Raw genomic sequence first — 22919 nt, 5'->3', positions numbered from 1 at the left:
TTGAGCGTGGAGCAAAACCAATGTTTAGTTTTGTTCCACGCTCAATAATTCGCTATTTTAATCGTACTCAGTTAAAATCTGCTGTAAGATACCCTAAATTATGATATCTATTTATTGACCGTTTTTCGCATAATTGGCTTCTACAGCGGCTTTATCTGCTTCCCACCAACCTGAGTTTTCAGTGTACCATTTAATCGTATCTGCTAAGCCATCACGGAAATTAGTAAATTCCGGCGTCCAACCTAATTCTTCTCTCAATTTTGAAGAATCGATTGCATAACGTAGATCGTGACCAGGACGATCATTTACGTGTTCGTATGCATCTTTTGGTTGACCCATCAATTCTAAAATCAATTCCATTACGGCTTTATTATCTTCTTCCCCGTCTGCCCCGATTAAATAAGTTTCACCGAGTTCCCCTTTAGTTAGGATCGTCCAAACAGCTGATGAGTGATCATTTGTGTGAATCCAGTCTCTAACATTTTTACCTGCACCATATAATTTAGGCGTAATTCCGCTTAATACGTTGGTAATTTGGCGCGGAATGAATTTTTCAATATGTTGATATGGACCATAATTATTAGAACAATTAGAAATCGTTGCTTTTAGGCCAAATGAACGTCCCCAAGCTTTTACTAATAAGTCTGAACCTGCTTTTGTTGACGAGTAAGGACTAGATGGGTTATACGGTGTTTCAGCAGTGAATTTTTCCCCTTCACCTTCACCATGTCCTGGTAAATCCTCGCGCAATGGTAAATCACCATAGACTTCATCAGTCGAAACATGATGGTAACGCACATCATGTTTACGACAAGCTTCAATTAAAGTGTATGTGCCGATAATATTTGTTTGGACAAACGGAAATGGATCATTCAACGAATTATCGTTATGAGATTCTGCCGCATAATGAACAACTGCATCCGTCTGTTGAACTAAACGATCGACTAATTCAGCGTCTGCGATATCACCGACAACTAATTCAACACGGTCTGTTGGTAGTCCTTCAAGATTTTTTTTATTCCCTGCATACGTTAATTTATCTAATACAGTGACATGGACTTCTGGATGATTGTTCACTACATAATGAACAAAGTTTGATCCGATGAAGCCAGCTCCACCAGTAACAATGATGTTTTTCATCTTCAAGATCGCTCCTAAATTTTTTTAGATTTCACCATAAACAAAAGAATTCTCAGATTCAAATTCTTTTAATGTTGGGTGCTTTTTATCTTTTTCAGACGTAATGGCTTTTTTAATATCAATCGGCCACTCAATCGCTAAATCTGAATCATCAAAAGCAATCCCGCCATCTGCAGGTGCATTATAATAATTATCACACTTATACATAAAATTAACATTTGGTGTCAACGTTACAAAACCATGCGCATAGCCTTTAGGTACCAATAATTGACGATGGTTATGTTCGGACAAAATATAACCTTCCCATTGACCATAAGTTGGACTGCCTTTACGGATATCAACAATCACATCTAATACTGCACCAGTTACAACGCGGATCAGTTTTGTTTGAGCTGCTTCGCCTTTTTGAAAATGCAAGCCACGCAATACACCCGCTTCACTTGAAAGAGAATGATTATCTTGTACAAAGTCAAAATCCAATCCTTGTTCAGCAAATTTTTCTTTAGAATAGCTTTCAGTAAAAAAGCCGCGGTGATCGCCAAATACGTCCATTTCAATGATTTTTACATCTTGCAATTTTGTGTCAATAACTTTCATTCTATTCGCCCCTAGTCTGTTTCTGCCAATCTTAATAAATATTGTCCATACCCATTTTTCTTCAATGGTTGCGCAAGTTCAATCAATTGCTCTTTTGTGATATAACTCATTCGATACGCAATTTCTTCTAAACAAGCTACTTTTAAGTTTTGACGTTTCTCGATTGTTTCAATAAATGTTGACGCTTCTAAAAGCGATTCGTGTGTTCCAGTATCTAACCACGCATAGCCGCGTCCCATCAATTCAACAGATAATTTATTTTTTTCTAAGTAGACTTTATTTACATCTGTGATCTCTAGTTCACCACGATCAGATGGTTTGATGTTTTTAGCAATCTCAATTACATCGTTATCATAAAAATATAGACCAGTAACAGCATAATTTGATTTCGGTTGTTCAGGTTTTTCTTCAATTGAAAGAGCACGCATTTGGTCGTCGAACTCAACTACCCCAAAACGCTCTGGATCATTTACATGATAGCCGAAAACAGTTGCTCCGTTTTCTTTTGCAGCTGCTCGCTGTAACATGTTAGAGAGACCGCCGCCATAATAAATATTATCACCTAAAACAAGACAAACGCTATCATCACCGATAAATTTTTCTCCTATGATAAAGGCTTGTGCAAGGCCATCCGGACTTTCTTGAACTGCATATTCAATATGAATACCTAGATCTTTTCCATCGCCAAACAAATTTTCAAAGCGCGGCGTATCATCGGGTGTAGAAATAATCAAAATTTCTTTGATCCCCGCCAACATCAACGTAGACATTGGATAATAAATCATTGGTTTGTCGTAGATAGGCATTAATTGTTTTGATGTGGCTTTCGTTAACGGATATAGTCTGGTTCCACTTCCTCCAGCTAAGATAATCCCTTTCATGAAAAAACTCCTTATACTAATTTATTTTTATTATTTACTAACATCACTAAAGGTTATTATTGCATTATTAGCAATGATTGTCATTCATTTTAAGAATATTTTACAAAACTGTAAAGTAGCTGTTTCTCACGCATGAAAAAATATTCTTTTGAAAAGTACATAGCTAATTGCACAACGCCATTTCAACTGTTGAAAAAAACTAGCTTTTGTATTGATTTCGCTCGCATTGTTGTCATGTCTACGGTATAGCGTGAGCGGCTGTGTTATCAACGCACTTTTGTTTCTATATGCTGCGATCAACCCGATCCACATATCGTGCATCGGAACTTTTGACGGAATCGGCAATATCCGTATTTTTAGGCTACTACGAAAAGCCATGCCAGCGCCGATATATTTGTTTTTGACGATGTTATGAAAAAAACCGAGTTTTACATTTCGATAGTCAAAATAAGAAGGCTCTATCACCTCTAGCTGCTCATTGACAATCACTAGATCGCTAATCACTAGCTCGATTTCCGGATGCGTTTGAAAATAATCCAAAGTAGTTTGAACTTTTTCAGGAAGCCAGACATCATCTTGATCTGCTAAAAAAATATATTCTTCCTGACTTTGGTTGATCGCAAATGCAAAATTAGCGATTACACCTTGACCTGGTCCTGTAAAAAATTTTATCCGCTGATCTTGATCCGCATACCTTTCAATAATAGCTAAAGTCTCGTCTGTCGACCCATCATCCGATATAATCAACTCATCATCAGACCCCAGCTGAGGTAAAATACTCGCAAGCTGTTCTTCTAAATACTTTTCTCCATTATAAGTAGCAAGACAAACTGAAATCATTTATTTTCCTTTCATTAGTAGTGATCGGTACTCTAAAAACGTCCGGCGCCAAATTTTTCGGTTCTTGACACGTAAAAATTGTTTAAGTGTTCTTAGCAGTAGATGTCTTCTGTGAGTATAAAACTTATCCTGATCGTATTTTTGATAAAACAATGTTTCTCCCTGAATGATCGAATCATATCTTTTACTATCTATCGTTCGATAATCTAAAACCGAAAGATCATGAGCCAAGTGATGATCCAACACATAGACTTTTTTACCAAGCTGATGGATACGCCAAAACAACCAATGATCCAAAAAATCCAAGGGAAAATCAAGACTAAATTGACCAATACTTTGGATCGTCTTTTGAGGAATCGCAGTTCCAGAATTAATGCTCATGATTCTTTGTGAATAGACGCCTGATTCCGGCAGCTCTGATTTCCCTCCAACATATCGATCTGAGAATACTGGAGAAATTTGTCGTCCATGAGAACTAATAATCGGAACATACGCACCGATTTCTTCGACAAGTTCTAATCCTAACAATGTCTCAAGATACGCTTCATCAATCAGTGTATCTTGATCCAGCAATAGCAGTAAATCCCCCTGCAGTTCTTGTAAATATTGACTTCCAGCGTTGTAAGCTTCAGCCAGTCCTGGATTCGTTTCATCATGAATATAACGAACATTCTCTCGACAAAACAACTCATCCTCCTGAGCTTTTTTACTGTTATCATAAACAAGCAAGTAGGCAGACTTCTTACCTGTCATTATTCTTTTTAGATAATCATAACTAGGGGTTTGCGAGAATTCAGTTTGATACATGACAATCGTGATAATCAACTTATTCTCCACTAGAAAAACCTCCAGCCCCATTTATTAAAAAATTTAATCATTGATTGTAAAAATATTTTAAATAGTTTCTTGCTTTTATGTGCACCTTTTTCATACAAATGAATCACTGTTTCAAAAGGGGTATATAAAATCTTGTAGCCCGCTTTCCCAAATCTTAAGCACAAGTCATTATCTTCAAAATACATGAAAAAGCGTTCATCAAAGCCGCCAATTTGGTTGAATTTGTCGATATCAATTACCATAAAACAACCTGAGCCCATTTTGATATAGGATGTTTGGTTATCTGGCAAGTCTCGACACTCATAATAACTCAAGCGCTTATCAAACAGCTTTTTGATAGCTTGAAAAGGGACAAAACGCAACATGTAATCAAATACGTCCAGTTTTTGGCGTACTAAATATTGTGTCGTTCCATCTGAATTCAACACTTTGGGACAAACTGCTGCCAACTGCCCATCTTCTCTCATTCGCTGAACCACGTTATCTAGTGCTTCTTTTGTAATCAAAACATCAGGATTAAAAATGACAGCATAACGTGTAGAGACCTTTGTCAGCACTTGATTGTGTCCATAACCAAAGCCTTTGTTTTCAGCAGAAGTATGCAAGGTGATAAATGAGCCATAGCTTTCAAGTTGTTCTATATAATTTGTCTGTGAAGCATTGTCAAATATATGTATCTCATAATTTGATGCCAGACCTAATTCAGTTTTTAAATTATCAAGCACATCAAAAATATGACGGCTATTGTGAGTAACAATGGAAATCGTTATTCTATCATTCATATTTTTGCACCTCATTAAAATAAGAAAAATCAAGCTAGCACTTCTCTAAACTAACTTATCCTCGCTCAAAGTAGAACCGTAACTGCTTCAATTGAGTAATATTATTGGCTCTGCTTTTCCATAAATAGTTCATTATGTAAAAAATCATTAACTATGATTTAAAAGCTGATTCCCATGAATTCTAGGAAAGCGGAGCAAAACTAACTGAGTTTTGTCCCGCTCTCTCATTTTACTCAATCAATGAATTATAACACAGCTTAAAATTCCAGCAAAGATTCTCATTGATTATTTACTTTTTTTTAGAATGTTTACCTAGTCGTTTTTCCAATTGTTGATGGCGAAACTCACGGTTACCAAACATACGTAAGATGTACATCAAAGGCTGATGGTTCTCTCCAACCAATCCGATCATTTCAATAAATAACTCTAGCCCGATTGCACTAAAAACAATCAGTAGAATCGACGCAACGTTGCTTGCATAGCTAAACAACAATGCAACAAATGAAAACACCAATGCCAGCCCATAAATCGTCATCACTGCACCTTTGTGCGTAAATCCAAGCGACAACAAGCGATGATGCAAATGCATCTTATCGGCTGATGAAATCGGACGTTTGTTCATCAAGCGTCGAATGATCGCATAGACAGTATCTGTAATTGGCACACCTAAAATAATCATCGGCGTGATCACTGTAATAAAGGTAGCATTTTTCAACCCTTGCAACGACATCACCGCAATCATAAACCCTAGAAATAAAGCGCCGGTATCTCCTAAAAAAATCTTAGCTGGATAAAAATTATATGGAAAAAATCCTGCGATACTTGCAACTAAGACAAAAATCACAATAGGAATAAAAACCGTTTTGGCATGAAGAAAAAAATAACCAATCACACCGATTGTTGCTAAACTGATAATGGAAACACCTGAAGCAAGTCCATCCAAACCATCAATCAAATTAATGGCATTCGTAATAGCAAATATCCAGAATAACGTTAAAGGCAAACTAAGCCAACGTAAATCAATATGACCAAAAAACGGTAATGTGACAATATCGATTCTAATACCAGCTACAAAATAAATAACTAACGCCCCAAGCAAAATCCCAAGTGTTTTTTTCTTTGGTGACAGTTCATAAATATCATCAATCAAGCCAGTTGCAACTACGATTCCTGCCGCTAAAATAATTGGCCAAATATAATCGATTGGGATGATTGACTGAAATATGACTAAACAAGAGAACGAAAAGACAAAATAAATCCCCAATCCACCAGCTGTAGGCATATTTTTCGTATTTACTCTTCTTTCGCCCGGTGCATCATAGGCTCCTATTCTAAAGGCCAATAATTTAATAATTGGCGTTACGATCAGCGATAAAATAAACGTCAAAAATAGACGGATAAAAATTTCATAAATAAACATCGACATGATGAACCTACTTTCTTAATGTACATCGTATATTATACCGAATCATTCCATATTTACAAGTTGGAACAGGTGTTTCCACTAAGGGAACGCCGCACAAGCTCCACTCGTTTATTGAATTATAAGTATTCGCTTTATTTCTTTAATTTTTCTTTTATTTTATCTATTAGCCTATTGAGCAATCCGTAACGATGCTGAATTTTTTCATTTGAGATGTATTCTTTAACAACAGCATTGATGATACCACCTAAAATAATGATTGTTGCGGCAAAATTAAGCCACAGCATTAGCACAATAAAACTTCCTATAATTTGATAGCTGGCAATCTTTGAGCTGAAGTACTTGATATAAAGCCCAAAGACCTGTGACAATAACATCCAGCCTATGGTCGCAAAGATGGCACCTGGAATAATTGAACGAAAGGTCAGTTTTGCATTTGGAACAACCCGATAAATCAAACACATGATCACTAGCAGTACCAATGTAGTGATCGGCCATTTCAAGGCTTGAAAGGTATCAATAAAGTCCGTTGAAAAATGGAGAACGGGCTGCAGCAAATCTAAAATCGTTTTACCCAAACCTAAAACACCGACCACACCTACGATGGCTGTTAAAAATAAAAGAATTACAAACAGTGACATCAGTCGGACAATAATAAAATTTTTACGTTGCTCAACACCAAAAGCTTTATTCATCGCCGTTTGCAAAGCATTGATACTTTGGCTAGCACTCCATAAAGCAGCTAGCGCAGAAATCGAAAGTAAGCTGCCAGAGCGCTGTGTCAGCAATGACTGGATCGCCGGTTTTAAGTCGTTAAAAATCGCCTTGGGAATTGCCTCAGCAATATAAGGTAGCACATCATTTGGGTCAATATGTAAGTACGGCAGGATATTCCCTACCGCAATCAGTAGAGGAAATAAGGACAAAAGTAAATAGTAAGCCACAACGACTGACGTATTTCCAATCTCTGAATCTATCATTCGATGTTGGGTCGTTTCAATGAAACGCATTAATTTTTCATTGCTTTTTACTTTGTCCATCAGTTTCATAAGATTCTCCTCTAACTTTAATTAATAGCAGTCTTTGACTCTGATCGTTTAGTCAGTACAAGCAGCCAAATACCACATTGCTTCCTTCTAAAACTATAAACTTTACTCTTGGATTAATATGTCAATTCTTCACCTTGAGAAGTCAAAATTTTTGGACCTTCTTTAGTGATCGCCAAAGTGTGTTCAAATTGACAACTGAGGCCGCCATCTAAAGTGTAAGCTGTCCAGCCATTTGGGTCCATCTTCATACGCCAAGTTCCCGTGTTGACCATCGGTTCGATGGTAATGACCATTCCTTCTTTTAAACGCAACCCTTTACCAGCTTCACCATAGTGAGGAATAACTGGGCTTTCATGAATCGTTGGTCCAATTCCATGACCTACAAAATCTCTTACAACAGATAAATTTTCACTTTCAACATACGTTTGAATCGCATGCCCGATATCCCCAATGCGATTGCCTACTTGCGCTTGTTCGATTCCTAGGTACAAGGCTTTTCTTGTCACTTCCATTAAATGATCTAATTCTGGCGTTGATTTGCCTACCACATAAGCCCAACAAGAATCTGATACTGCGCCTTTTAAATCAATACACATGTCAACTTTGATCAAATCGCCGTCTTTTAACGGCTTTTTACGAGGAAAGCCATGACAGATTTCATCATTGATACTGCAGCAAGTTGCATATTTATAGTCTTCAAAACCAATCTGTGCGGCTATTCCACCATGGCTTTCAATAAAGTCTCTCACAAATACTTCAATATCCCAGCTTGTAACACCTGGTTTGATAAACGTACGTAAATGACGATGCACATCTGCCAATAATTCTCCAGATTCATCCATCATTTCAATTTCTCTTGGTGATTTTAATGTAATCATTTAATATCGTCCTCCTAAAAATTTAAAAGCTAAAATAGCTTGATCAGCCTTAAAGCTAGATCATGTAAAGCGCAGTGGGCTCGTTCACTCTCATAGAAAAATAGGCAATATGTTTGTGACACTTTTTGCCACGAACATATTTTATCTTTCTTCATAACCCTTCACTCTTTAGAGCTTTAGCTCTTAAAGAGTAAAAGAAGCAACGTATCTTTAGACACCTTGTATTGTGCAGCATTGAATCACCTTGTTCTTCATGCTGTACAACAATGAGATCAGAGCAGTGCATAGTAACTAGCCTAAGGAGCTAGATAATCTTTATATAAGAGTATTTTATCATAATTTATGAAAATTTCACTGAAAAGTAGTTGTTAAAAATACATTCCATGCCTTTTTCACGCTCATTTCCGCAAAAAACACTGATACAAAAGCAATAAAAAGAGAAGCTGTACTTCTCTTCTAATCTTATTTTTGTGTTTTACATGACCTTCATTCTTCTGATATAATCAAGATTGTACAATTTGAAGGAGGAAATCTAATGACCTTAGCTAAAATCGTTTATGCAAGCATGACTGGAAATACAGAAGAAATCGCAGATATCGTTGCTGAAGCTTTAGAAAATTTAGATATTGAAGTTGAAATCAACGAATGTACACAAGTTGATCCAGAAGATTTTGAAGATGCTGACATCTGTGTTATTGCAACCTATACATATGGTGACGGTGAATTACCTGACGAAATTGTAGATTTCTATGAGGAATTACAAGAGATCGATCTATCAGGCAAAACGTATGGCGTCTGTGGTTCTGGGGATACGTTCTATGATGAATTTTGTAAGTCAGTGGATGACTTTGATGCTGTTTTTACAAAAATCGGTGCAACAAAAGGAGCAGATAGTGTAAAAGTCGATCTTGCTGCGGAAGAAGAAGATATTCAAAACCTAGAAGCCTTTGCTAAAAAATTAGCAGAAGCTGTAAAGTAGACACTTGAATAACTAGAGGCTGTAACAATACTCAATGAGTGTTGTTACAGCCTCTTCTTCTAGTCAGTTTAGCTATCAATATCAATTGGTTCATTCCGCTCTAATATTTGATCGATCGCTTCTTTCATCAAGCGTTCGATTTGTTGGTCCGTTGGACGAATAATGCCGGAAGTCATCAATGCTGCAATCCCTGTTGCAACGATCCAAGTTCCCATATGAAGAGAATTGATTTCAGTATCTTTTAATTTCTTATAATCAGGGTCTTGTTTGACTGCATTTGAAAAATAACTGTACGAAAATTCTTGCATTCTTTTTCCGCCACCGTATTCTTCTAAGTATAACGCACGGTATAATTTACTTTCGTTTTTAGCAAAGTGAATGTAATTTAAAGCGAGATCCACAATCGTATTACCTGTATGCGTCACAGGAAATACTTCTTTAGCTAAATATTGATGGATCTTTTCAAATAATTCTTCTTTTAAATCATCCATATTCTTGAATTCTAAATAAATAGGTTGTGTTGAGCATTTCATTTTGGTTGCAATGTTTCGTGCGGTGAATTTCGAAAAGCCTTCTGTGGCCACTACTTCGTATGCAGCATTTAAAATCTGATCTTTAGTAATTGTTTTTTTTCTTGCCATAATCTTTCAATCCCCTCTACCTATCCTTTACAACGCTTCCATATAAATACTACAGTTATTGTAACACGATTTGTTTATTCTGCAAAATACTAGTCCTTCGTTTTATATTTTTTTATTTATTTGATTAGACGGGACTTTCAAGCGTTTTTTTCTTGGATTAAATAAGAACGTGTTCCTGCTTGATTGATTGAGTTGGTACTCTTTACGTGTTATGATATGGAAGATTATAAGATTAAAAATCAGGAGGTTATTCTATGACATTACCAAATTTTGACGGGACATTAAAAAAGTATGCACGACTGATCGCTGAAACTGGCGTTAACGTTCAAAAAGGACAAAGCGTTGTGTTACAAATCAGTGTGGATCAAGCACCTTTGGCACGATTGATTACAGAAGAAGCTTATAAATTAGGGGCAGGCGAGGTGATCGTTCAATGGAATGACGATATCGTGCAACGTGAGTTTTTACTGCATGCTGATGAAAAATATTTAGAGAATATTCCTCAACATAAAATAGATCAAACCGATGACTGGATCGCTAAAGGTGCCAGCCGAATCAGCGTAGTATCTGCTAATCCTGATGCATTATCAGGTGTAGATGCAAATCGTGTTGCGACGTTTCAATCAGCTTCTGGAAAAGCATTGGCTAACTTAAGAAAAGTAACGCAAGCCAACAAAGTCAGTTGGACCGTCGTAGCCGCCGCTGGCAAAGAATGGGCTGCTAAAGTCTTCCCTGAATTAAAAGATAGCGATCAGCAAGTTGATGCGCTTTGGGATGAAATCTTCAAAACGACTCGTGTCTATGAATCAGACCCAGTTGCTGCTTGGCAAGCCCATGACCATAAACTTGCAACAAAAGCTGATCAACTAAACAACGAACAATTTAAAGCTTTGCATTATACAGCACTAGGTACAGATTTAGTGATTGGCTTACCTAAGAATCATTTATGGGAAGGTGCTGGCAGTGATAATGCCCGCGGCGAGAAATTTATGGCCAATATGCCGACAGAAGAAGTGTTCACAGCTCCTGATAGCCGTCATGTTGATGGCGTTGTTTCTAGCACTAAACCCTTAAGTTATGCTGGTACAACTATTTCTGGTATGAAATTTACCTTTAAAGACGGTAAAGTCATTGATTTTTCTGCCGAACAAGGTGAAGAAGTATTAGCGAAGTTACTTGAAACAGACGAAGGCGCACGTCATTTAGGCGAAGTTGCTTTAGTGCCAGATCCATCACCGATTTCTCAATCTGGCATCATTTTCTACAATACTTTATTTGATGAAAATGCTTCAAATCACTTAGCTTTCGGCTCAGCGTATGCTTTTAATCTACAAGGCGGAACTGAGATGAGTGAAGAAGAATTAAAAGAAGCTGGTCTAAACCGTAGTCATACACATGTTGATTTCATGGTTGGATCGGACCAAATGGATATTGACGGCATTAGAGAAGACGGCACACGTGTTCCGATTTTCCGTAATGGTGATTGGGCTTAAAAAGAAAAAAACGTGCTGATTGAATAAATCAGTACGTTTTTTTAGAAAGAAGACATCCATCATGAACTATCCTAAAAAATTAGTTGAAACTGTTGAACAAAAAATGCAGGGTCATCATCTAGAAGGGTTCCTTTCTGGAAAAGGTCCTAAGAATGCAGTATTGATGTTAATCGGAGAAGCTCCTGGGGAAACTGAAATAAAAACGAGCATTCCTTTTAGCGGTAGATCAGGAAAAAAACTAGATGGTTGGTTAGCACAAGCGGGATTAAACCGAGAAGATCTCTACATTACTAGCGCCGTTAGAAGCAGACCTTTCCGTATCAAACAGCAACGCAATAAAAAAACTGGTCTCGTCGAAACAAAATACCCTAATCGAACACCTAATAAAGCTGAAGTATTGGCTTATGCACCATTATTAGATTACGAAATCCAAACGATCCAGCCTAAAATCCTTGTACCAATGGGCAATATTGGTCTGCAACGTCTTTTAGGGAATAATTTTAAGATTTCAACCTATCATGGACGATTGCTCCATTTACCAATTCTGACTTACTCAAGTGAGACAAATCAGCTTACTGCAACGAGTGATACCTACACACTGTTTCCAATCTATCATCCTGCAGCTGTTTTTTATAATCAAAAGCTTGAGTCTACTATTGAACACGATTGGTCATTTTTAGGGTCTTATTTGCAGAATATCGATCTGAGTTAAGTGTTGGTCGTTGACCTGAGGATCAATCTCTGTACTCCACATTATTTGGCGTACACCCCTAAAAAACCAGGCATTGTTAGTTATCATCGAAGCTGATATCTAACAATGCTATTTTTTATTTATGAGGTGTCATGACTTAGCAAATTAAGAACGATAGACTCAATCAGATAAGTTTACTTTGATTTTTTCGATGGTATATTTTTGATAACTTTTGTTGTACCTTTGAAGAAATGACCATCCACCGCCATCATCATGCCAGCTAACATTTCTTCATTAATCGATCCACCTGTCATACGGGATAATGTACGGAAAGGCATGCTTTGTACCAATAGAATGGCATTCGCCGCATGAGGCTCTCCTTTTTTCATTTTATTCTTATACATGCGAAGAATTATCCAATTAACAAACTTACCGACAACTCCCTTAGTGGCTGTCTCTACGATACTTGTATTCAAATTGACTGGAGCTTTACGATCCCAATTTGAATCTGGTAATTTATAGCCGACTAAAGCTTCAAAATCACTGTCTGAGATATTATGGATATCGAGTTCTTTATAGCTTTTAGGAATATTGCACATTGTTACAGGTGCTTGAATCCCATTTTTAGTCACTTCTATGACTTGATGAATGGTGCGAGAACTGCTGCCTACACGAATTTCATAAGCCCCCTCTTCAATGGCCCAGCTTTCTGTTTCTACATTGTAAAAATGGAAGGCGTGGTCAGAAAGCTCAATGGTGACACGTTTTTTTTCATGCGCTTGCAAAGGAACTTTCGCAAAGCCTTTCAATTCTTGATCTGCTCGCATTAATGGTGAGTCTTTTTTATGTACATAGACTTGTACGACGTCACTCCCACCTACAGCTCCCGTATTGGTAACTTCTAAAGTTATATGATTATCTTCAAACATAACATGATTGTAGGTGAAGCTTGTATACGATAAACCGAAACCAAATTCAAATTGAACGGGTATTTTTTTCGTATCAAAATAACGATACCCTATAAAAATACTTTCACGATGTTCTGATATTGCTTCTTTACCAGGAAAGTAACCAGCCGATGAGACCTCTTCGTATGATAACGGGTAAGTCTCGGATAGTTTTCCAGAAGGGTTCACTTCACCCGTTAAGATTTTCGCAAGGGCTTTACCACCACCTTGTCCAGCAAGATAGGTATGGATACAAGCATCAATTTCATTGATGAATGGTAAACTCATGACAGCTCCACCAGCAAGCAATACGATTATTTTTTTATTGAGTTTGGTTAACTGATTGATGAGTGTAATTTGGTCTTGTGGTAAATTGAGGTGACTACGATCTACCCCTTCTGACTCATAGCTTTCGTCTAAACCTAGGAAGACTAAGAGCGTATCTGCTTGACCAGCAGCTTGTAAAGCTTCATCATAGACAGCTTTTTTGGTATTACCGTAACGCTCGAAGCCTTTTGCATAAGCCACGACCTCAATATCTGTTTCATCTAAGGCATTTAAAAGATTATCAAGCTTGTAAGCATTGATTGATGAACTACCAGCCCCTTGATAACGAGGTGTTTCTGCAAAATCGCCGATCACCGCGACTTTAGTTTTAGAATTTAAAGGTAAACAATTGTCTTTGTTTTTTAGTAGAACCATCGACTGACTTGCAATATCGACAGCTTTTTCATGATGTGCTTCCATATCGGCAGCCTCAGCAGGTAATGGCTTAATTTTATCAACAACTTTTAAGAACTCTAAAACACGGGTGTCAAGTATCGATTCTTCAAGGTCTCCAGAACGGACAGCGTTTACGATTTCTAAATCGGTAACACCAAGAGTTGAAGGCATTTCAAGTTGGTTACCAGCCTTTAAACCAGCAACACGGTCATTATTGCCGCCCCAGTCTGTGACAATTAAGCCATCAAAGCCCCATGTTTTTTTGAGGACTGTATCTAAAAGATAATCATTCTCATTGGTATATGTGCCATTGACTTTATTATAAGAGGTCATCATCGAAATTACCTTTCCCTCTTGGACAGCCATTCTAAAAGATTCAAGGTAAAGTTCATGCAATGCACGTTTATCAACAATTTCATCAATCGTCATTCGTAAGTACTCTTGAGAGTTAACAGCAAAGTGTTTCGCACACGCCGCAATCCCTTTCTCTTGCATACCTCGAATCAGTGCAGATGAGAGTTTACCAGATAGGTAAGGATCCTCTGAAAAATATTCGAAGTTACGCCCTGATAATGGATCCCGTTTGATATTCATACCAGGTCCTAAAACGACACTAATAGATTCGGCTGCTGCTTCTGTACCAAGCGCTACTCCCATTTCACGAATAAGATCAACATCCCAGCTATTTGCGATAGTCGCTGCAGTAGGGAAACATGTTGCTGGAATACTTCCATTAATCCCTAAGTGATCAGCATCACCAATTTGCTTACGCAGCCCATGGGGACCATCTGTGAGCATAATCGCTGGGATGCCATATTGTGGCAAACTCTGTGAATACCAAAAATTTTCTCCTGACATAAGGGATGCTTTTTCCTCAAGTGTCATTTTTCCAACAAGTGTACGATAATCAATTTCATATGTCATGATACAATATCCTCCTCAACCTGAATCTTGAAATAGTTAAGTTCAAGATATAAGAGTATTATAGAGTGATTTGAATACCCTGTCATTGTCTTAGAAAGTTAAAAAAAAAGACTATCTAGCTTTTTAAGCACTAAATAGTCTTTTCACGATACTCTTTTGGTGTAACACCCGTCATTGATTTAAATAATTCATAAAAATAAGTCATGTTTGTATAGCCGACTTTCTGGGCAATTTCCATGATCGGCTCATCCGTTTTCCGTAACATTTCCTTAGCTTTTTCGATGCGAACCTCCTGTAATAGATCCGTATAAGTTTTTCCAGAAACTTCCTTAATTATGCGATTAAAATAGGATTTAGAAAATTTCAAATAATCAGCCAAATCAGTCAAACTAGCAGAACCATAGTAATGATCTAAATATTGAGTTACCTCATGAAATATTAGGAGTTTATGGTTTCTTCCCGAGTCTTTGACTATCGTTGGCGTTTCTTTTGAGAACCTGTCCAGTATACGAAGGCCAGCAATTCGAACCAGGTCAGCATATCCTATAGTACGTATTGTTAGCTCATCACGCATGAGTTCTGTGTAGTGTCTCAAAAATTGTCCGCCATCTTTAGTATCGATAAACCACGCTTCACTATCCTTATTATGCACTTGGAAAGTCTGATTGATAAAATGACGAAACTTCGTGTTTTGTATAGCCTGAAGTGTATTATCATGAAAGAAATTTTCGTTAAAGCCAATAATATACAACTCTAGAGGTTCCAATGAAATGACATCACTATGATTTGTATTTGAATTAATAAACAAGGCAGAACCAGTATTCAGCGTATAAAAATCTTTTTGAACCTTAATGCGTAATGATCCCTTAGTTACAAAGTAAAGTTCTAAGTGTTTATTACGGTGATACGGACTTAATATTTCGTCGTATTCGGGAAGAAATCCGTTATGATTGAGGCGTGTTTTCAAAGATTCTATCGTCGAACTATCAAAATTAAATTGTTCAGGTTCTAAGTAGACAAACTGTGTTTCACTATGAAGGGTATGATGTTGTACAGTCCATTTTGTAACGTAGAGCAGATCATCAAAATACATTTGTCCCAAACGATTATACTTAAGATTTGACTTGTTAGGATACCCACGGATATTATCCTTTATTTCCATAACATACCTCTTTTATTTTTTCTACAAACTATAACATATCCTTGTGAATAATCCTTGCTGAATTGATTGCTTAACTTGTACAACAAGCACTTGGTGGGATAGATAGACAAAAAGTGTCTACAAAGATTTAACACTATTTGATTGAATGGTACTATATAGGAACATGTATAAAAAACTGAAAACCGTTATTACAAAGGCTTCCAGCGGACTTTCTATGACGTCCCAGACAGGAATCGAACCTGCGACGTTTCGCTTAGGAGGCGAACCCTCTATCCTACTGAGGTACTGGGACAAAATAAAATTTAATACTCCCCTCCGACTGATTAAAAACCAGATGTGTCCTTTCTTTGGAGGCGATTGCTCTATCCTACTGAGCTACGAGAACATTTACCTACTTATTTTAAAAGTCTTTTCAGTCAGTGTCAATGAAAAATAAAAAGAAAGCAATCCTGACCTAAAAATCAAGACTGCTTTCCCAATAGTTTCTATTTTTTAACGTTCTTTTTGCCTTTCAGCATTTTGACCAAATAAAGCCCACCGACAACAACGGCTAATGTTTTCCCGATTTTACCATTTCTTGCGACTTTTTCTTCTTTTGTTTTACTCATGCTGTTCACTGCCTTTCAATTTTAAACTTTTTATACGTATCTTTATCTTATATTATAAGGACTTCTAGCTAGTTCCGCTAATCATTTGCTTACAGTCTAAAAACTCGCAAAGTCTATCTATCGATGTTAAGGTTGAACCATACCATTCAGGTAAATAAAAAGAAAGTAGAGGTAACAGGTATGACTGATAAACCAAAAGAAAAAGTGTTTGCTGAACGCCAAGATAATTATAAACAGGAAAAAGAAGAAATTTTTAAAGAAGCGTTAAAAGACTATCATGAAGAACCCTCAGGAGAAACAATAGAAGATGACGAAAGTAAGGCATAAATTAAAATAGACGACGTGAGCATTGGAACAACCAACTCACCTCGTCTATTTTTTTAAAAGTAATCTGCTAAAATTGGCTTACCTTTTACTAAGCGCTGATCCAATGATTGAATCAGCTTTTCTGTCCCTGTGATTTTTCCATAAAAATATAATTCACTCCCGGTACGGTACCCCATAAAAAGTTGTGTCAAAACTTGGATCGTGCTGATAATCGCTTCATCTTCTGTCAATGATTCAGGAATTTGGTCGAGCTTTTTGACAGTACTCTGACCCAGTTCAGTTATTTGTAATTCCCAGATTCCTTGGTTCCACGAACCATACTCATCTTCAACTTTAAGATAATACGTTTCTTTATCCCCTTCTGTAAAAGGATATTTACCAAGAAAACTTGCTAGATCAACAATTCTGGCCATCATAAAAGGGGTGATTTTCATTTCTACTAAAGGAGACGACATCAGATAGCTTAGATTTGTGCCATCAAACCCTGTTTCTAAATAAAATTCTCGCGATGACCCACTATGTGAACCAATAAAACGAACGAGCGATTGAAAGGCTTGATTTGTTACATAGCCCCATTCCTTAATAACAAAACGCTCTGCACTAGATTGATAGATCAAATATCCCAGAGGGTTTCCCAACTCATCTTCATAGAGCGCAAATCGATTCTTATCATCCAGACCAAATGCATAACCAAACCACCAATCATCCCGAATCACTGCCCCTCTTTGATTGCTTGATAACTCAGAATAAATATGCTGACAGACACTTTGGGCTTTTTCATAAGTCACTCGTTTCATCTGGCCTGGTGTTGCTTTCATGTTTGGCCAATCTGCTGCCTTAACTGTATAACTAATTTGCTCAAATACTTGCTCAAAACCATATTTTCGATAAAAAGAATATGAAAACGGCGCTAAGTAAGCAAGTTCAACCTTGTTTTCAGCTAATTCCGTTAACAGCTGTTTCATAATCATTGAAATACCACCTTGTCCTCGATATTCAGGATAAGACGAAACACAACCAATGCCAGCCATTTGATAACTCGTTTCGTGGAAGGCTACTTTAAATGGCGTAGAAATAATTTGGCTTGTTAAGGTATTTCCTAAAAAATACCCATAATTCAACGAATGAGCAACCATGGTCTTGAAACGTAATTTTCGTTCTTCCGTTGGCTCAGCATTAAAAGCATATGCTGCTAAATCAAATATCTCATCAATTTTTTCTTCACCCATAAGACGTACTTCTTTTTCCACTGTGACCACCCTAACTAAAATAACGATTTACTTTTCATTGTACTCCAATGAAGAGCGATGTCCAGAAAAAAGTGAACTCTGTCAATGGACAAAAAAGACTAGGATCTGACTACCAACGTCAGATCCTAGTCTCATCATCTGATGTTCATTTACACTAAATAAGGCTAAAAAGATTGTCCTCTTATTCTTCTGGCTCACCTAGATTTGGATCCATTTTATTTGCTGCAATAACAAACGGTGCCCAAATCATAAATGCCACAGCCAAATTGACGATCGTTAAAACAATTGCTCGCCAATCACCTGCTGTTGCTAAGAACCCACTAATAATCGTTGGCATTACCCAAATCACATTTACAACAACAGGATTCACTAATCCAGCCATTGTTGCAAAATAAGCGATCGTAGCTGTTGCTATCGGTGCTAAGATGAATGGGATCAGCATAATCGGATTCAATACAACTGGCATCCCAAACATGACTGGTTCATTAATATTGAATAGTCCTGGTCCTATGCCAAGTTTGCCGACCGTTTTATAATCCGCCCGTTTAGATAAAAGCAGGATTGAGATAATCAAGACCAGTGTCACACCCGCTCCACCAGGCCAAACGAACGCTTCAAAGGAACCCGCAACCCATTTATAAGGGATTTCTTGTCCTTGTTGGTAAGCATTAGTATTATCAACCATCGCAACACCATAAATCGATTGTAAAACCGGTGACATAATGTTCGTTCCATGAAGTCCGAAGAACCATAAAACATGCACTAACAACACAATTAAAAGAACAGCTCCGTAGCCCTGAGACAAACCGAGCAATGGCGTTTGAATCGATTCAGAGATCCAGTCGATCAATAATTTTCCTGTTAATTGTTCAAATACATGATAAATCAATCCTGAAACATATAAAGCTGTTACCCCTGGAATAATTGCAGCAAATGCTTTGGAAACTGCTGGTGGAACAGAATCTGGCATTTTAATGACAATATTTTTCTTAATCAATTTAGCAAATATAATAACAGAAATAAACCCAAAAATCATTGCTGTAAATAAACCTGTACCACCCATGTATTTACTAAATGGGAAATAACCCCAAGCAGCTGCATCAACAGCTGAAACACCATCAATCGTATTGACAGTCGCACCTGCATCTGTAAACAGTTGAGCAATATTTTTTGGCAATTTTTCAGCCAAAGTAACAGTTGCTGTTGCACTTTGTGGTAAACCAATAAAAAATGCCGCTAATGATACCAACATACCCGATAACGCATCAACATCATAAGCTCTTGCAACGTTGTAACCTAGCGATGCGGCAAAAACAACAGCCATGATTGCTAAAGTACCCGTCCAAACCAAGCCATTTATCGCAATCACTGGTGTAAAGAAACTAGTAATTCCATTCCCTTCACCTAAATACGTGTTAGGAAAATCACGCATAAACGCATTTAGCAACACCGCAATAGCTCCTGCCATCGTAACTGGCATCATTCCGATAAACGCATCTCTAAGTGCAACTAAATGCTTTTGTGCTCCAATCTTCGCAGCTACAGGTAAAATATACCTTTCCATCCACGCAGTTAATCCATTCATCTTTTGTCCTCCCAATATTTTATTTATTTAAAAAGCGTTCACCTTTTAAATCAGACTTATACACCAAAACAATAACAACCTGCCTTCTTAAATATTGTATCAATATAATCTTACATTCTTATAATAAGCAATAATCATGCCAAATTGATCTAGACCAAAAACCAGCGACTATAAAGCGCTTTCTTTAACACGCTTAATTACACACAACTTACACTGTGTATTTTGTGTGTAAAAAAGGGCAAAAAAAAAGAGTGCCTCTATGACACTCTCATCAATATGATTCTTCCATCATTTTTAACATTTTAGTAAATTGACGCTTTTTAAAAAACATCAAAATTGTACCAAGTACGGCATCGTTCATTTTCTGTAAAAATCCATATGATTCCATTTTCTCATTATATCGAATCTCACAAGACTTTTCATCTAATGGTTTGATATCATATTGAACCAAGAAGTCATTTTTTGTTGTAGATGTGCGAAAATGGTAAGATGTATTTTCAACAAGTTTTTCTACTTTGATACGTGCTCTGCTATTTTTTGAAAATTCTTTAACATATTCAAAGTTGTTTAATTGTTTTCTTGTTAAACTTTTGCCCGTATGCTTTCGTATATCAAACAAAACAGAATCCATGACTTGGTCATAAAAAACAGATGCTGGAATATTCATTTTTTTTATAATTTCCATTATCTTTTCACCTCGTTACTATCTTTCTTATTTTGTTCTTCTTTCTTTCTGCCTTTGAAGAAAAAGTACCCTCCAACAACCACTAAGAAAATACCTGTCGTCATACTTAACAAATCATACTGCATTGATGCAGGATTAAGCGCATATAAAATTATAATTAAGCCAATGCTGCATACAAATAAACCGTTTCTTACCATCTTACATCCATCCAATCTTTTTTAAACTGCAGCTGCTTGGAAGAACAAGACACCGCCCCAAGGTTGTGCTTTGATGATTTCTTTTGCCTTTTTAGCCGCTTCTTCTTTGTCTCCTGTTACGTCAAATGCTAATTTGATTCCTTTTTTTTCTTTAAATGTGTACGTGAAATCGCCACCGTCATAGCTTTCTAGTAAGTTCTTGATTTCCTCTTGTTGCATTGCGCTTGCGATTGTGATCATTTTAACCTCTCCTTAACAATAAAGCTGTTGCTTTCACCTCGTTTGAAGTGAAAGCAACATACTATTTAGTTTTTTTATTCAAAATCAGTTGGTTCCATTCTGTTAGCCGCAATAACAAACGGTGTCCAGATCAGGAATGTTACGACCATACATACGATCGTTACGATTGGTGCTCTCCAGTCCGCTCCTGTTGCTAAGAATGATAGCAAGATTGGCGGCACAACCCACGTTACTTGTTGTGATACTGGTGCTACTAATCCGAAGTACGTTGCTAACCAGCCGATTGTTGTTGCTACAACTGGTGCTACTAAGAATGGTACAAACATGATTGCATTTAATACGATTGGTAAACCAAACATGATCGGTTCGTTAATGTTGAAGATACCAGGTCCTAATGATAATTTACCAACAGTTAGGTAATCTGCACGTTTAGAGAATAGCAAGATAGCGATGATCAAGACGATCGTACCACCGGATCCACCAAACCATGCAAAGGCATCAAATGAACCACGAACCCACATGTACGCTTTTCCATCGTCAATAGCTTTCAAGACAGCTGGAGTACCAGTTAAGCCTTTGTAGCCTTTTTGGAAAATATCGATATTGATTAATTGTGCTTGTCCCCAGATACCTTCTAAAACTGGTGCCAATACGTTTGGACCATGAATACCGAAGAACCAGAAAATTTGAACGAAAATTGTTACGATCAATACTGCACCTAGACCTTGAGATAAGCCCAAGAACGGTTCTGCAATATATTTTTGAACTAGATCGATGATCAATTGTCCGTCAGTTAATTTGCCTACTACAAAGTTAATAATTGCAATAACATATAATGCGATCGTTGCAGGTAAAATCGCAGCGAAAGCTTTTGATACTGCTGGCGGAACTGAATCAGGCATTTTGATTGTAATATTCGCCAACATTAATTTACAGAAGATGATCACAGAAATAGCACCCATAATCATAACTGTGAAGTATGCATTCCCATTTAAGTGGTCTAGCTTTAACCAACCCCAACCGCCTGCTGTTAAGCCTTCAGCTGTTGCTGACCAACCACTTGTTGCTGAGTTTTCATTGATTGTATTCATCAATTCTTTTGGAACTGCTGTTTCTAAAGTATTAGAATAAGCAAATGCAATCCCTTGAATCAATGTTGCTAAACCAACGATACCACCAGCTAAGTCGTTTACTTTGTATGCTCTTGCTAGATTATACCCCCAAGAAAAGGCAAAAATCAAACCGGCAATCGCCAAAGTCCCATTCCAAACAAATCCGTTGATTCCAATAATAACATTAATAACTGCAAAAATACCTTTATCTGCGGCAAGATTTGCTGCATAATCAGAGAAAAATTGCTGCGGCAGGTCACGTATCATCGCGTTGATCATTACTGCGATCGATCCTGCCATTGTTGCCGGCATTGTACCGATAAATGCATCACGTAATGCTACTAAGTGTTTCTGAGCACCGATTTTACCGGCTACTGGCAAGATGTACTTCTCCATCCAGGCTGTTAATCCATCCATTTTTTAATTCCTCCTATAAATAATATTTATTCAAAGAGCGATTAAACTCCTTAAAACAATGTCGTTGTTAAAGCTCCGTTCAAAAAACTTTAACTGCTATTTTCTTCCGTTCAAAAAAGAAAATGATATAGCTTACTCGTTGTCCATGCGGCGATATAAATCAATGATTTCTTTTGCTAAATCTGTAAAAGCAATCGCTGTCATCAAATGATCTTGGCTATGGACTGTCAATAAAGTCACTTGGATATGATTTCCTTGTGCTTCTTGTGTTAACATGNTCTGCATCAACAATTTTTTGATCTGCTAATTCGAAGTCTCCTGCTTTCGCTGCCGCGATTGCTTCCATTGCGTCGCTTTTAGCATTTCCTCCGTACATAATCAGTCCCATAACCGCTTCTAAATTTTGTTGATCTTCCACGTTTTGTAGCTCCGTTCATTTTTTATTTTTACTTGTCCATCAAAGCAATTGCTTGATCTAAAACTTTTTCACCATTCATCATGCCGTAATCTG

General features: G+C 37.2%; 23 protein-coding genes, 1 tRNA gene and 2 pseudogenes. 4 read left to right on the top strand and 22 right to left on the bottom strand.

Going from position 1 to position 22919, the window contains the following annotated elements; translation table 11 throughout:
* Window positions 1-111 precede the first annotated feature (111 nt).
* The 9 genes from rfbB to map all read right to left on the bottom strand — a co-directional run bounded on the left by rfbB (window position 112) and on the right by map (window position 8427).
* Window positions 112-1140: a dTDP-glucose 4,6-dehydratase gene (gene rfbB, locus RV15_RS14040; RefSeq protein WP_071878645.1), complete on the bottom strand. Its 1029-nt coding sequence runs from the start codon at window positions 1138-1140 to the stop codon at window positions 112-114.
* A 24-nt stretch (window positions 1141-1164) separates the two neighbouring features.
* The gene (gene rfbC, locus RV15_RS14035) at window positions 1165-1737 is read right to left on the bottom strand and encodes a dTDP-4-dehydrorhamnose 3,5-epimerase (RefSeq protein WP_071878644.1); all 573 of its coding nucleotides are present in this window, start codon (window positions 1735-1737) and stop codon (window positions 1165-1167) included.
* Between the two features lie 11 nt (window positions 1738-1748).
* The gene (gene rfbA / locus RV15_RS14030; RefSeq protein WP_071878643.1) at window positions 1749-2618 is read right to left on the bottom strand and encodes a glucose-1-phosphate thymidylyltransferase RfbA; all 870 of its coding nucleotides are present in this window, start codon (window positions 2616-2618) and stop codon (window positions 1749-1751) included.
* A gap of 126 nt (window positions 2619-2744) precedes the next feature.
* Entirely contained in the window at window positions 2745-3458 is a 714-nt protein-coding gene (locus tag RV15_RS14025; protein ID WP_071878642.1) for a glycosyltransferase family 2 protein, read from the bottom strand.
* On the bottom strand, window positions 3459-4295 hold the full coding sequence (locus tag RV15_RS14020) for a glycosyltransferase family 2 protein (protein ID WP_071878641.1): 837 nt from the start codon (window positions 4293-4295) through the stop codon (window positions 3459-3461).
* Window positions 4295-5077 (bottom strand): glycosyltransferase family 2 protein, encoded by a 783-nt coding sequence (locus RV15_RS14015; RefSeq protein ID WP_071878640.1) that lies wholly within the window; start codon window positions 5075-5077, stop codon window positions 4295-4297. The genes RV15_RS14020 and RV15_RS14015 overlap by 1 nt, the downstream gene beginning before the upstream one ends.
* Before the next feature lie 289 nt (window positions 5078-5366).
* Window positions 5367-6503 carry a glycosyltransferase family 4 protein gene (locus RV15_RS14010; protein ID WP_071878639.1) on the bottom strand — a complete coding sequence of 379 codons (1137 nt, stop codon included), beginning with the start codon at window positions 6501-6503 and terminating at the stop codon, window positions 5367-5369.
* Between the two features lie 131 nt (window positions 6504-6634).
* Window positions 6635-7549 carry a YihY/virulence factor BrkB family protein gene (locus RV15_RS14005; RefSeq protein ID WP_071878638.1) on the bottom strand — a complete coding sequence of 305 codons (915 nt, stop codon included), beginning with the start codon at window positions 7547-7549 and terminating at the stop codon, window positions 6635-6637.
* A gap of 113 nt (window positions 7550-7662) precedes the next feature.
* The gene (gene map, locus RV15_RS14000; protein ID WP_071878637.1) at window positions 7663-8427 is read right to left on the bottom strand and encodes a type I methionyl aminopeptidase; all 765 of its coding nucleotides are present in this window, start codon (window positions 8425-8427) and stop codon (window positions 7663-7665) included.
* A gap of 535 nt (window positions 8428-8962) precedes the next feature.
* Here map and RV15_RS13995 point away from each other — a divergent pair.
* The gene (locus tag RV15_RS13995; protein ID WP_071878636.1) at window positions 8963-9406 is read left to right on the top strand and encodes a flavodoxin; all 444 of its coding nucleotides are present in this window, start codon (window positions 8963-8965) and stop codon (window positions 9404-9406) included.
* A 68-nt stretch (window positions 9407-9474) separates the two neighbouring features.
* Here RV15_RS13995 and RV15_RS13990 read toward each other — a convergent pair whose 3' ends face one another.
* Window positions 9475-10047 carry a TetR/AcrR family transcriptional regulator gene (locus tag RV15_RS13990; protein WP_071878635.1) on the bottom strand — a complete coding sequence of 191 codons (573 nt, stop codon included), beginning with the start codon at window positions 10045-10047 and terminating at the stop codon, window positions 9475-9477.
* A gap of 254 nt (window positions 10048-10301) precedes the next feature.
* Between RV15_RS13990 and RV15_RS13985 the strand changes: the two genes are divergently transcribed.
* Entirely contained in the window at window positions 10302-11540 is a 1239-nt protein-coding gene (locus tag RV15_RS13985) for an aminopeptidase (protein ID WP_071878634.1), read from the top strand.
* A gap of 61 nt (window positions 11541-11601) precedes the next feature.
* Window positions 11602-12252, top strand: coding sequence for a uracil-DNA glycosylase (locus tag RV15_RS13980; protein WP_071878633.1), 651 nt, complete (start codon window positions 11602-11604; stop codon window positions 12250-12252).
* 173 nt (window positions 12253-12425) lie between these two features.
* Here the strand turns inward: RV15_RS13980 and RV15_RS13975 are convergent, their stop codons facing one another.
* The 4 genes from RV15_RS13975 to RV15_RS19075 all read right to left on the bottom strand — a co-directional run bounded on the left by RV15_RS13975 (window position 12426) and on the right by RV15_RS19075 (window position 16595).
* On the bottom strand, window positions 12426-14825 hold the full coding sequence (locus RV15_RS13975) for a glycoside hydrolase family 3 C-terminal domain-containing protein (protein WP_245791384.1): 2400 nt from the start codon (window positions 14823-14825) through the stop codon (window positions 12426-12428).
* A gap of 130 nt (window positions 14826-14955) precedes the next feature.
* Window positions 14956-15987, bottom strand: coding sequence for an AraC family transcriptional regulator (locus RV15_RS13970; RefSeq protein ID WP_071878632.1), 1032 nt, complete (start codon window positions 15985-15987; stop codon window positions 14956-14958).
* A 218-nt stretch (window positions 15988-16205) separates the two neighbouring features.
* Window positions 16206-16279, bottom strand: a tRNA-Arg gene (locus RV15_RS13965).
* A gap of 193 nt (window positions 16280-16472) precedes the next feature.
* Complete coding sequence (locus RV15_RS19075; protein ID WP_279614904.1) at window positions 16473-16595, bottom strand: hypothetical protein; 123 nt, start codon at window positions 16593-16595, stop codon at window positions 16473-16475.
* 180 nt (window positions 16596-16775) lie between these two features.
* On the opposite strand from RV15_RS19075, the gene RV15_RS18780 reads away from it, so the two are divergent.
* A complete protein-coding gene (locus RV15_RS18780; protein ID WP_167364108.1) occupies window positions 16776-16922 on the top strand; it encodes a hypothetical protein in 147 nt (48 codons plus the stop codon).
* A gap of 53 nt (window positions 16923-16975) precedes the next feature.
* Here the strand turns inward: RV15_RS18780 and RV15_RS13960 are convergent, their stop codons facing one another.
* The 8 genes and pseudogenes from RV15_RS13960 to RV15_RS19005 all read right to left on the bottom strand — a co-directional run.
* Window positions 16976-18172 (bottom strand): GNAT family N-acetyltransferase, encoded by a 1197-nt coding sequence (locus RV15_RS13960; protein WP_083429193.1) that lies wholly within the window; start codon window positions 18170-18172, stop codon window positions 16976-16978.
* 181 nt (window positions 18173-18353) lie between these two features.
* On the bottom strand, window positions 18354-19757 hold the full coding sequence (locus tag RV15_RS13955; protein ID WP_071878631.1) for a PTS sugar transporter subunit IIC: 1404 nt from the start codon (window positions 19755-19757) through the stop codon (window positions 18354-18356).
* A 271-nt stretch (window positions 19758-20028) separates the two neighbouring features.
* Window positions 20029-20442, bottom strand: a complete 414-nt coding sequence (locus RV15_RS13950) for a DUF3284 domain-containing protein (RefSeq protein ID WP_069640497.1) — start codon at window positions 20440-20442, stop codon at window positions 20029-20031.
* On the bottom strand, window positions 20442-20639 hold the full coding sequence (locus RV15_RS13945; RefSeq protein WP_071878630.1) for a DUF3188 domain-containing protein: 198 nt from the start codon (window positions 20637-20639) through the stop codon (window positions 20442-20444). The genes RV15_RS13950 and RV15_RS13945 overlap by 1 nt, the downstream gene beginning before the upstream one ends.
* Before the next feature lie 21 nt (window positions 20640-20660).
* Window positions 20661-20879 carry a hypothetical protein gene (locus RV15_RS13940; protein ID WP_010764088.1) on the bottom strand — a complete coding sequence of 73 codons (219 nt, stop codon included), beginning with the start codon at window positions 20877-20879 and terminating at the stop codon, window positions 20661-20663.
* Window positions 20880-20953: 74 nt separating this feature from the next.
* Window positions 20954-22408, bottom strand: coding sequence for a PTS sugar transporter subunit IIC (locus RV15_RS13935; protein WP_071878629.1), 1455 nt, complete (start codon window positions 22406-22408; stop codon window positions 20954-20956).
* A gap of 132 nt (window positions 22409-22540) precedes the next feature.
* A pseudogene (locus tag RV15_RS19010) lies at window positions 22541-22685 on the bottom strand (PTS lactose/cellobiose transporter subunit IIA); the annotation flags it as partial.
* A 1-nt stretch (window position 22686) separates the two neighbouring features.
* Window positions 22687-22790 (bottom strand): annotated as a pseudogene (locus tag RV15_RS19005) (PTS lactose/cellobiose transporter subunit IIA); the annotation flags it as partial.
* Window positions 22791-22919: the final 129 nt, after the last annotated feature.

It is taken from the genome of Enterococcus silesiacus (genome assembly GCF_001886225.1).
GTDB classification, from domain to species: Bacteria; Bacillota; Bacilli; order Lactobacillales; family Enterococcaceae; genus Enterococcus_L; species Enterococcus_L silesiacus.
This window is presented reverse-complemented; position numbering and strand designations above follow the sequence as displayed.

Coding starts and splice junctions, on each gene's coding strand:
- RV15_RS13950 (WP_069640497.1), bottom strand. CDS start 20,442: ATGGAAATTATAAAAAAAATGAATATTCCAGCATCTGTTTTTTATGAC.
- RV15_RS14005 (WP_071878638.1), bottom strand. CDS start 7,549: ATGAAACTGATGGACAAAGTAAAAAGCAATGAAAAATTAATGCGTTTC.
- RV15_RS13980 (WP_071878633.1), top strand. CDS start 11,602: ATGAACTATCCTAAAAAATTAGTTGAAACTGTTGAACAAAAAATGCAG.
- rfbC (WP_071878644.1), bottom strand. CDS start 1,737: ATGAAAGTTATTGACACAAAATTGCAAGATGTAAAAATCATTGAAATG.
- map (WP_071878637.1), bottom strand. CDS start 8,427: ATGATTACATTAAAATCACCAAGAGAAATTGAAATGATGGATGAATCT.
- RV15_RS13975 (WP_245791384.1), bottom strand. CDS start 14,825: ATGACATATGAAATTGATTATCGTACACTTGTTGGAAAAATGACACTT.
- RV15_RS13955 (WP_071878631.1), bottom strand. CDS start 19,757: ATGAATGGATTAACTGCGTGGATGGAAAGGTATATTTTACCTGTAGCT.
- RV15_RS19075 (WP_279614904.1), bottom strand. CDS start 16,595: ATGAGTAAAACAAAAGAAGAAAAAGTCGCAAGAAATGGTAAAATCGGG.
- RV15_RS14010 (WP_071878639.1), bottom strand. CDS start 6,503: ATGTCGATGTTTATTTATGAAATTTTTATCCGTCTATTTTTGACGTTT.
- RV15_RS14025 (WP_071878642.1), bottom strand. CDS start 3,458: ATGATTTCAGTTTGTCTTGCTACTTATAATGGAGAAAAGTATTTAGAA.
- RV15_RS13940 (WP_010764088.1), bottom strand. CDS start 20,879: ATGATCACAATCGCAAGCGCAATGCAACAAGAGGAAATCAAGAACTTA.
- RV15_RS13990 (WP_071878635.1), bottom strand. CDS start 10,047: ATGGCAAGAAAAAAAACAATTACTAAAGATCAGATTTTAAATGCTGCA.
- RV15_RS13935 (WP_071878629.1), bottom strand. CDS start 22,408: ATGGATGGATTAACAGCCTGGATGGAGAAGTACATCTTGCCAGTAGCC.
- RV15_RS14015 (WP_071878640.1), bottom strand. CDS start 5,077: ATGAATGATAGAATAACGATTTCCATTGTTACTCACAATAGCCGTCAT.
- RV15_RS13945 (WP_071878630.1), bottom strand. CDS start 20,639: ATGGTAAGAAACGGTTTATTTGTATGCAGCATTGGCTTAATTATAATT.
- rfbA (WP_071878643.1), bottom strand. CDS start 2,618: ATGAAAGGGATTATCTTAGCTGGAGGAAGTGGAACCAGACTATATCCG.
- rfbB (WP_071878645.1), bottom strand. CDS start 1,140: ATGAAAAACATCATTGTTACTGGTGGAGCTGGCTTCATCGGATCAAAC.
- RV15_RS13970 (WP_071878632.1), bottom strand. CDS start 15,987: ATGGAAATAAAGGATAATATCCGTGGGTATCCTAACAAGTCAAATCTT.
- RV15_RS13995 (WP_071878636.1), top strand. CDS start 8,963: ATGACCTTAGCTAAAATCGTTTATGCAAGCATGACTGGAAATACAGAA.
- RV15_RS18780 (WP_167364108.1), top strand. CDS start 16,776: ATGACTGATAAACCAAAAGAAAAAGTGTTTGCTGAACGCCAAGATAAT.
- RV15_RS13985 (WP_071878634.1), top strand. CDS start 10,302: ATGACATTACCAAATTTTGACGGGACATTAAAAAAGTATGCACGACTG.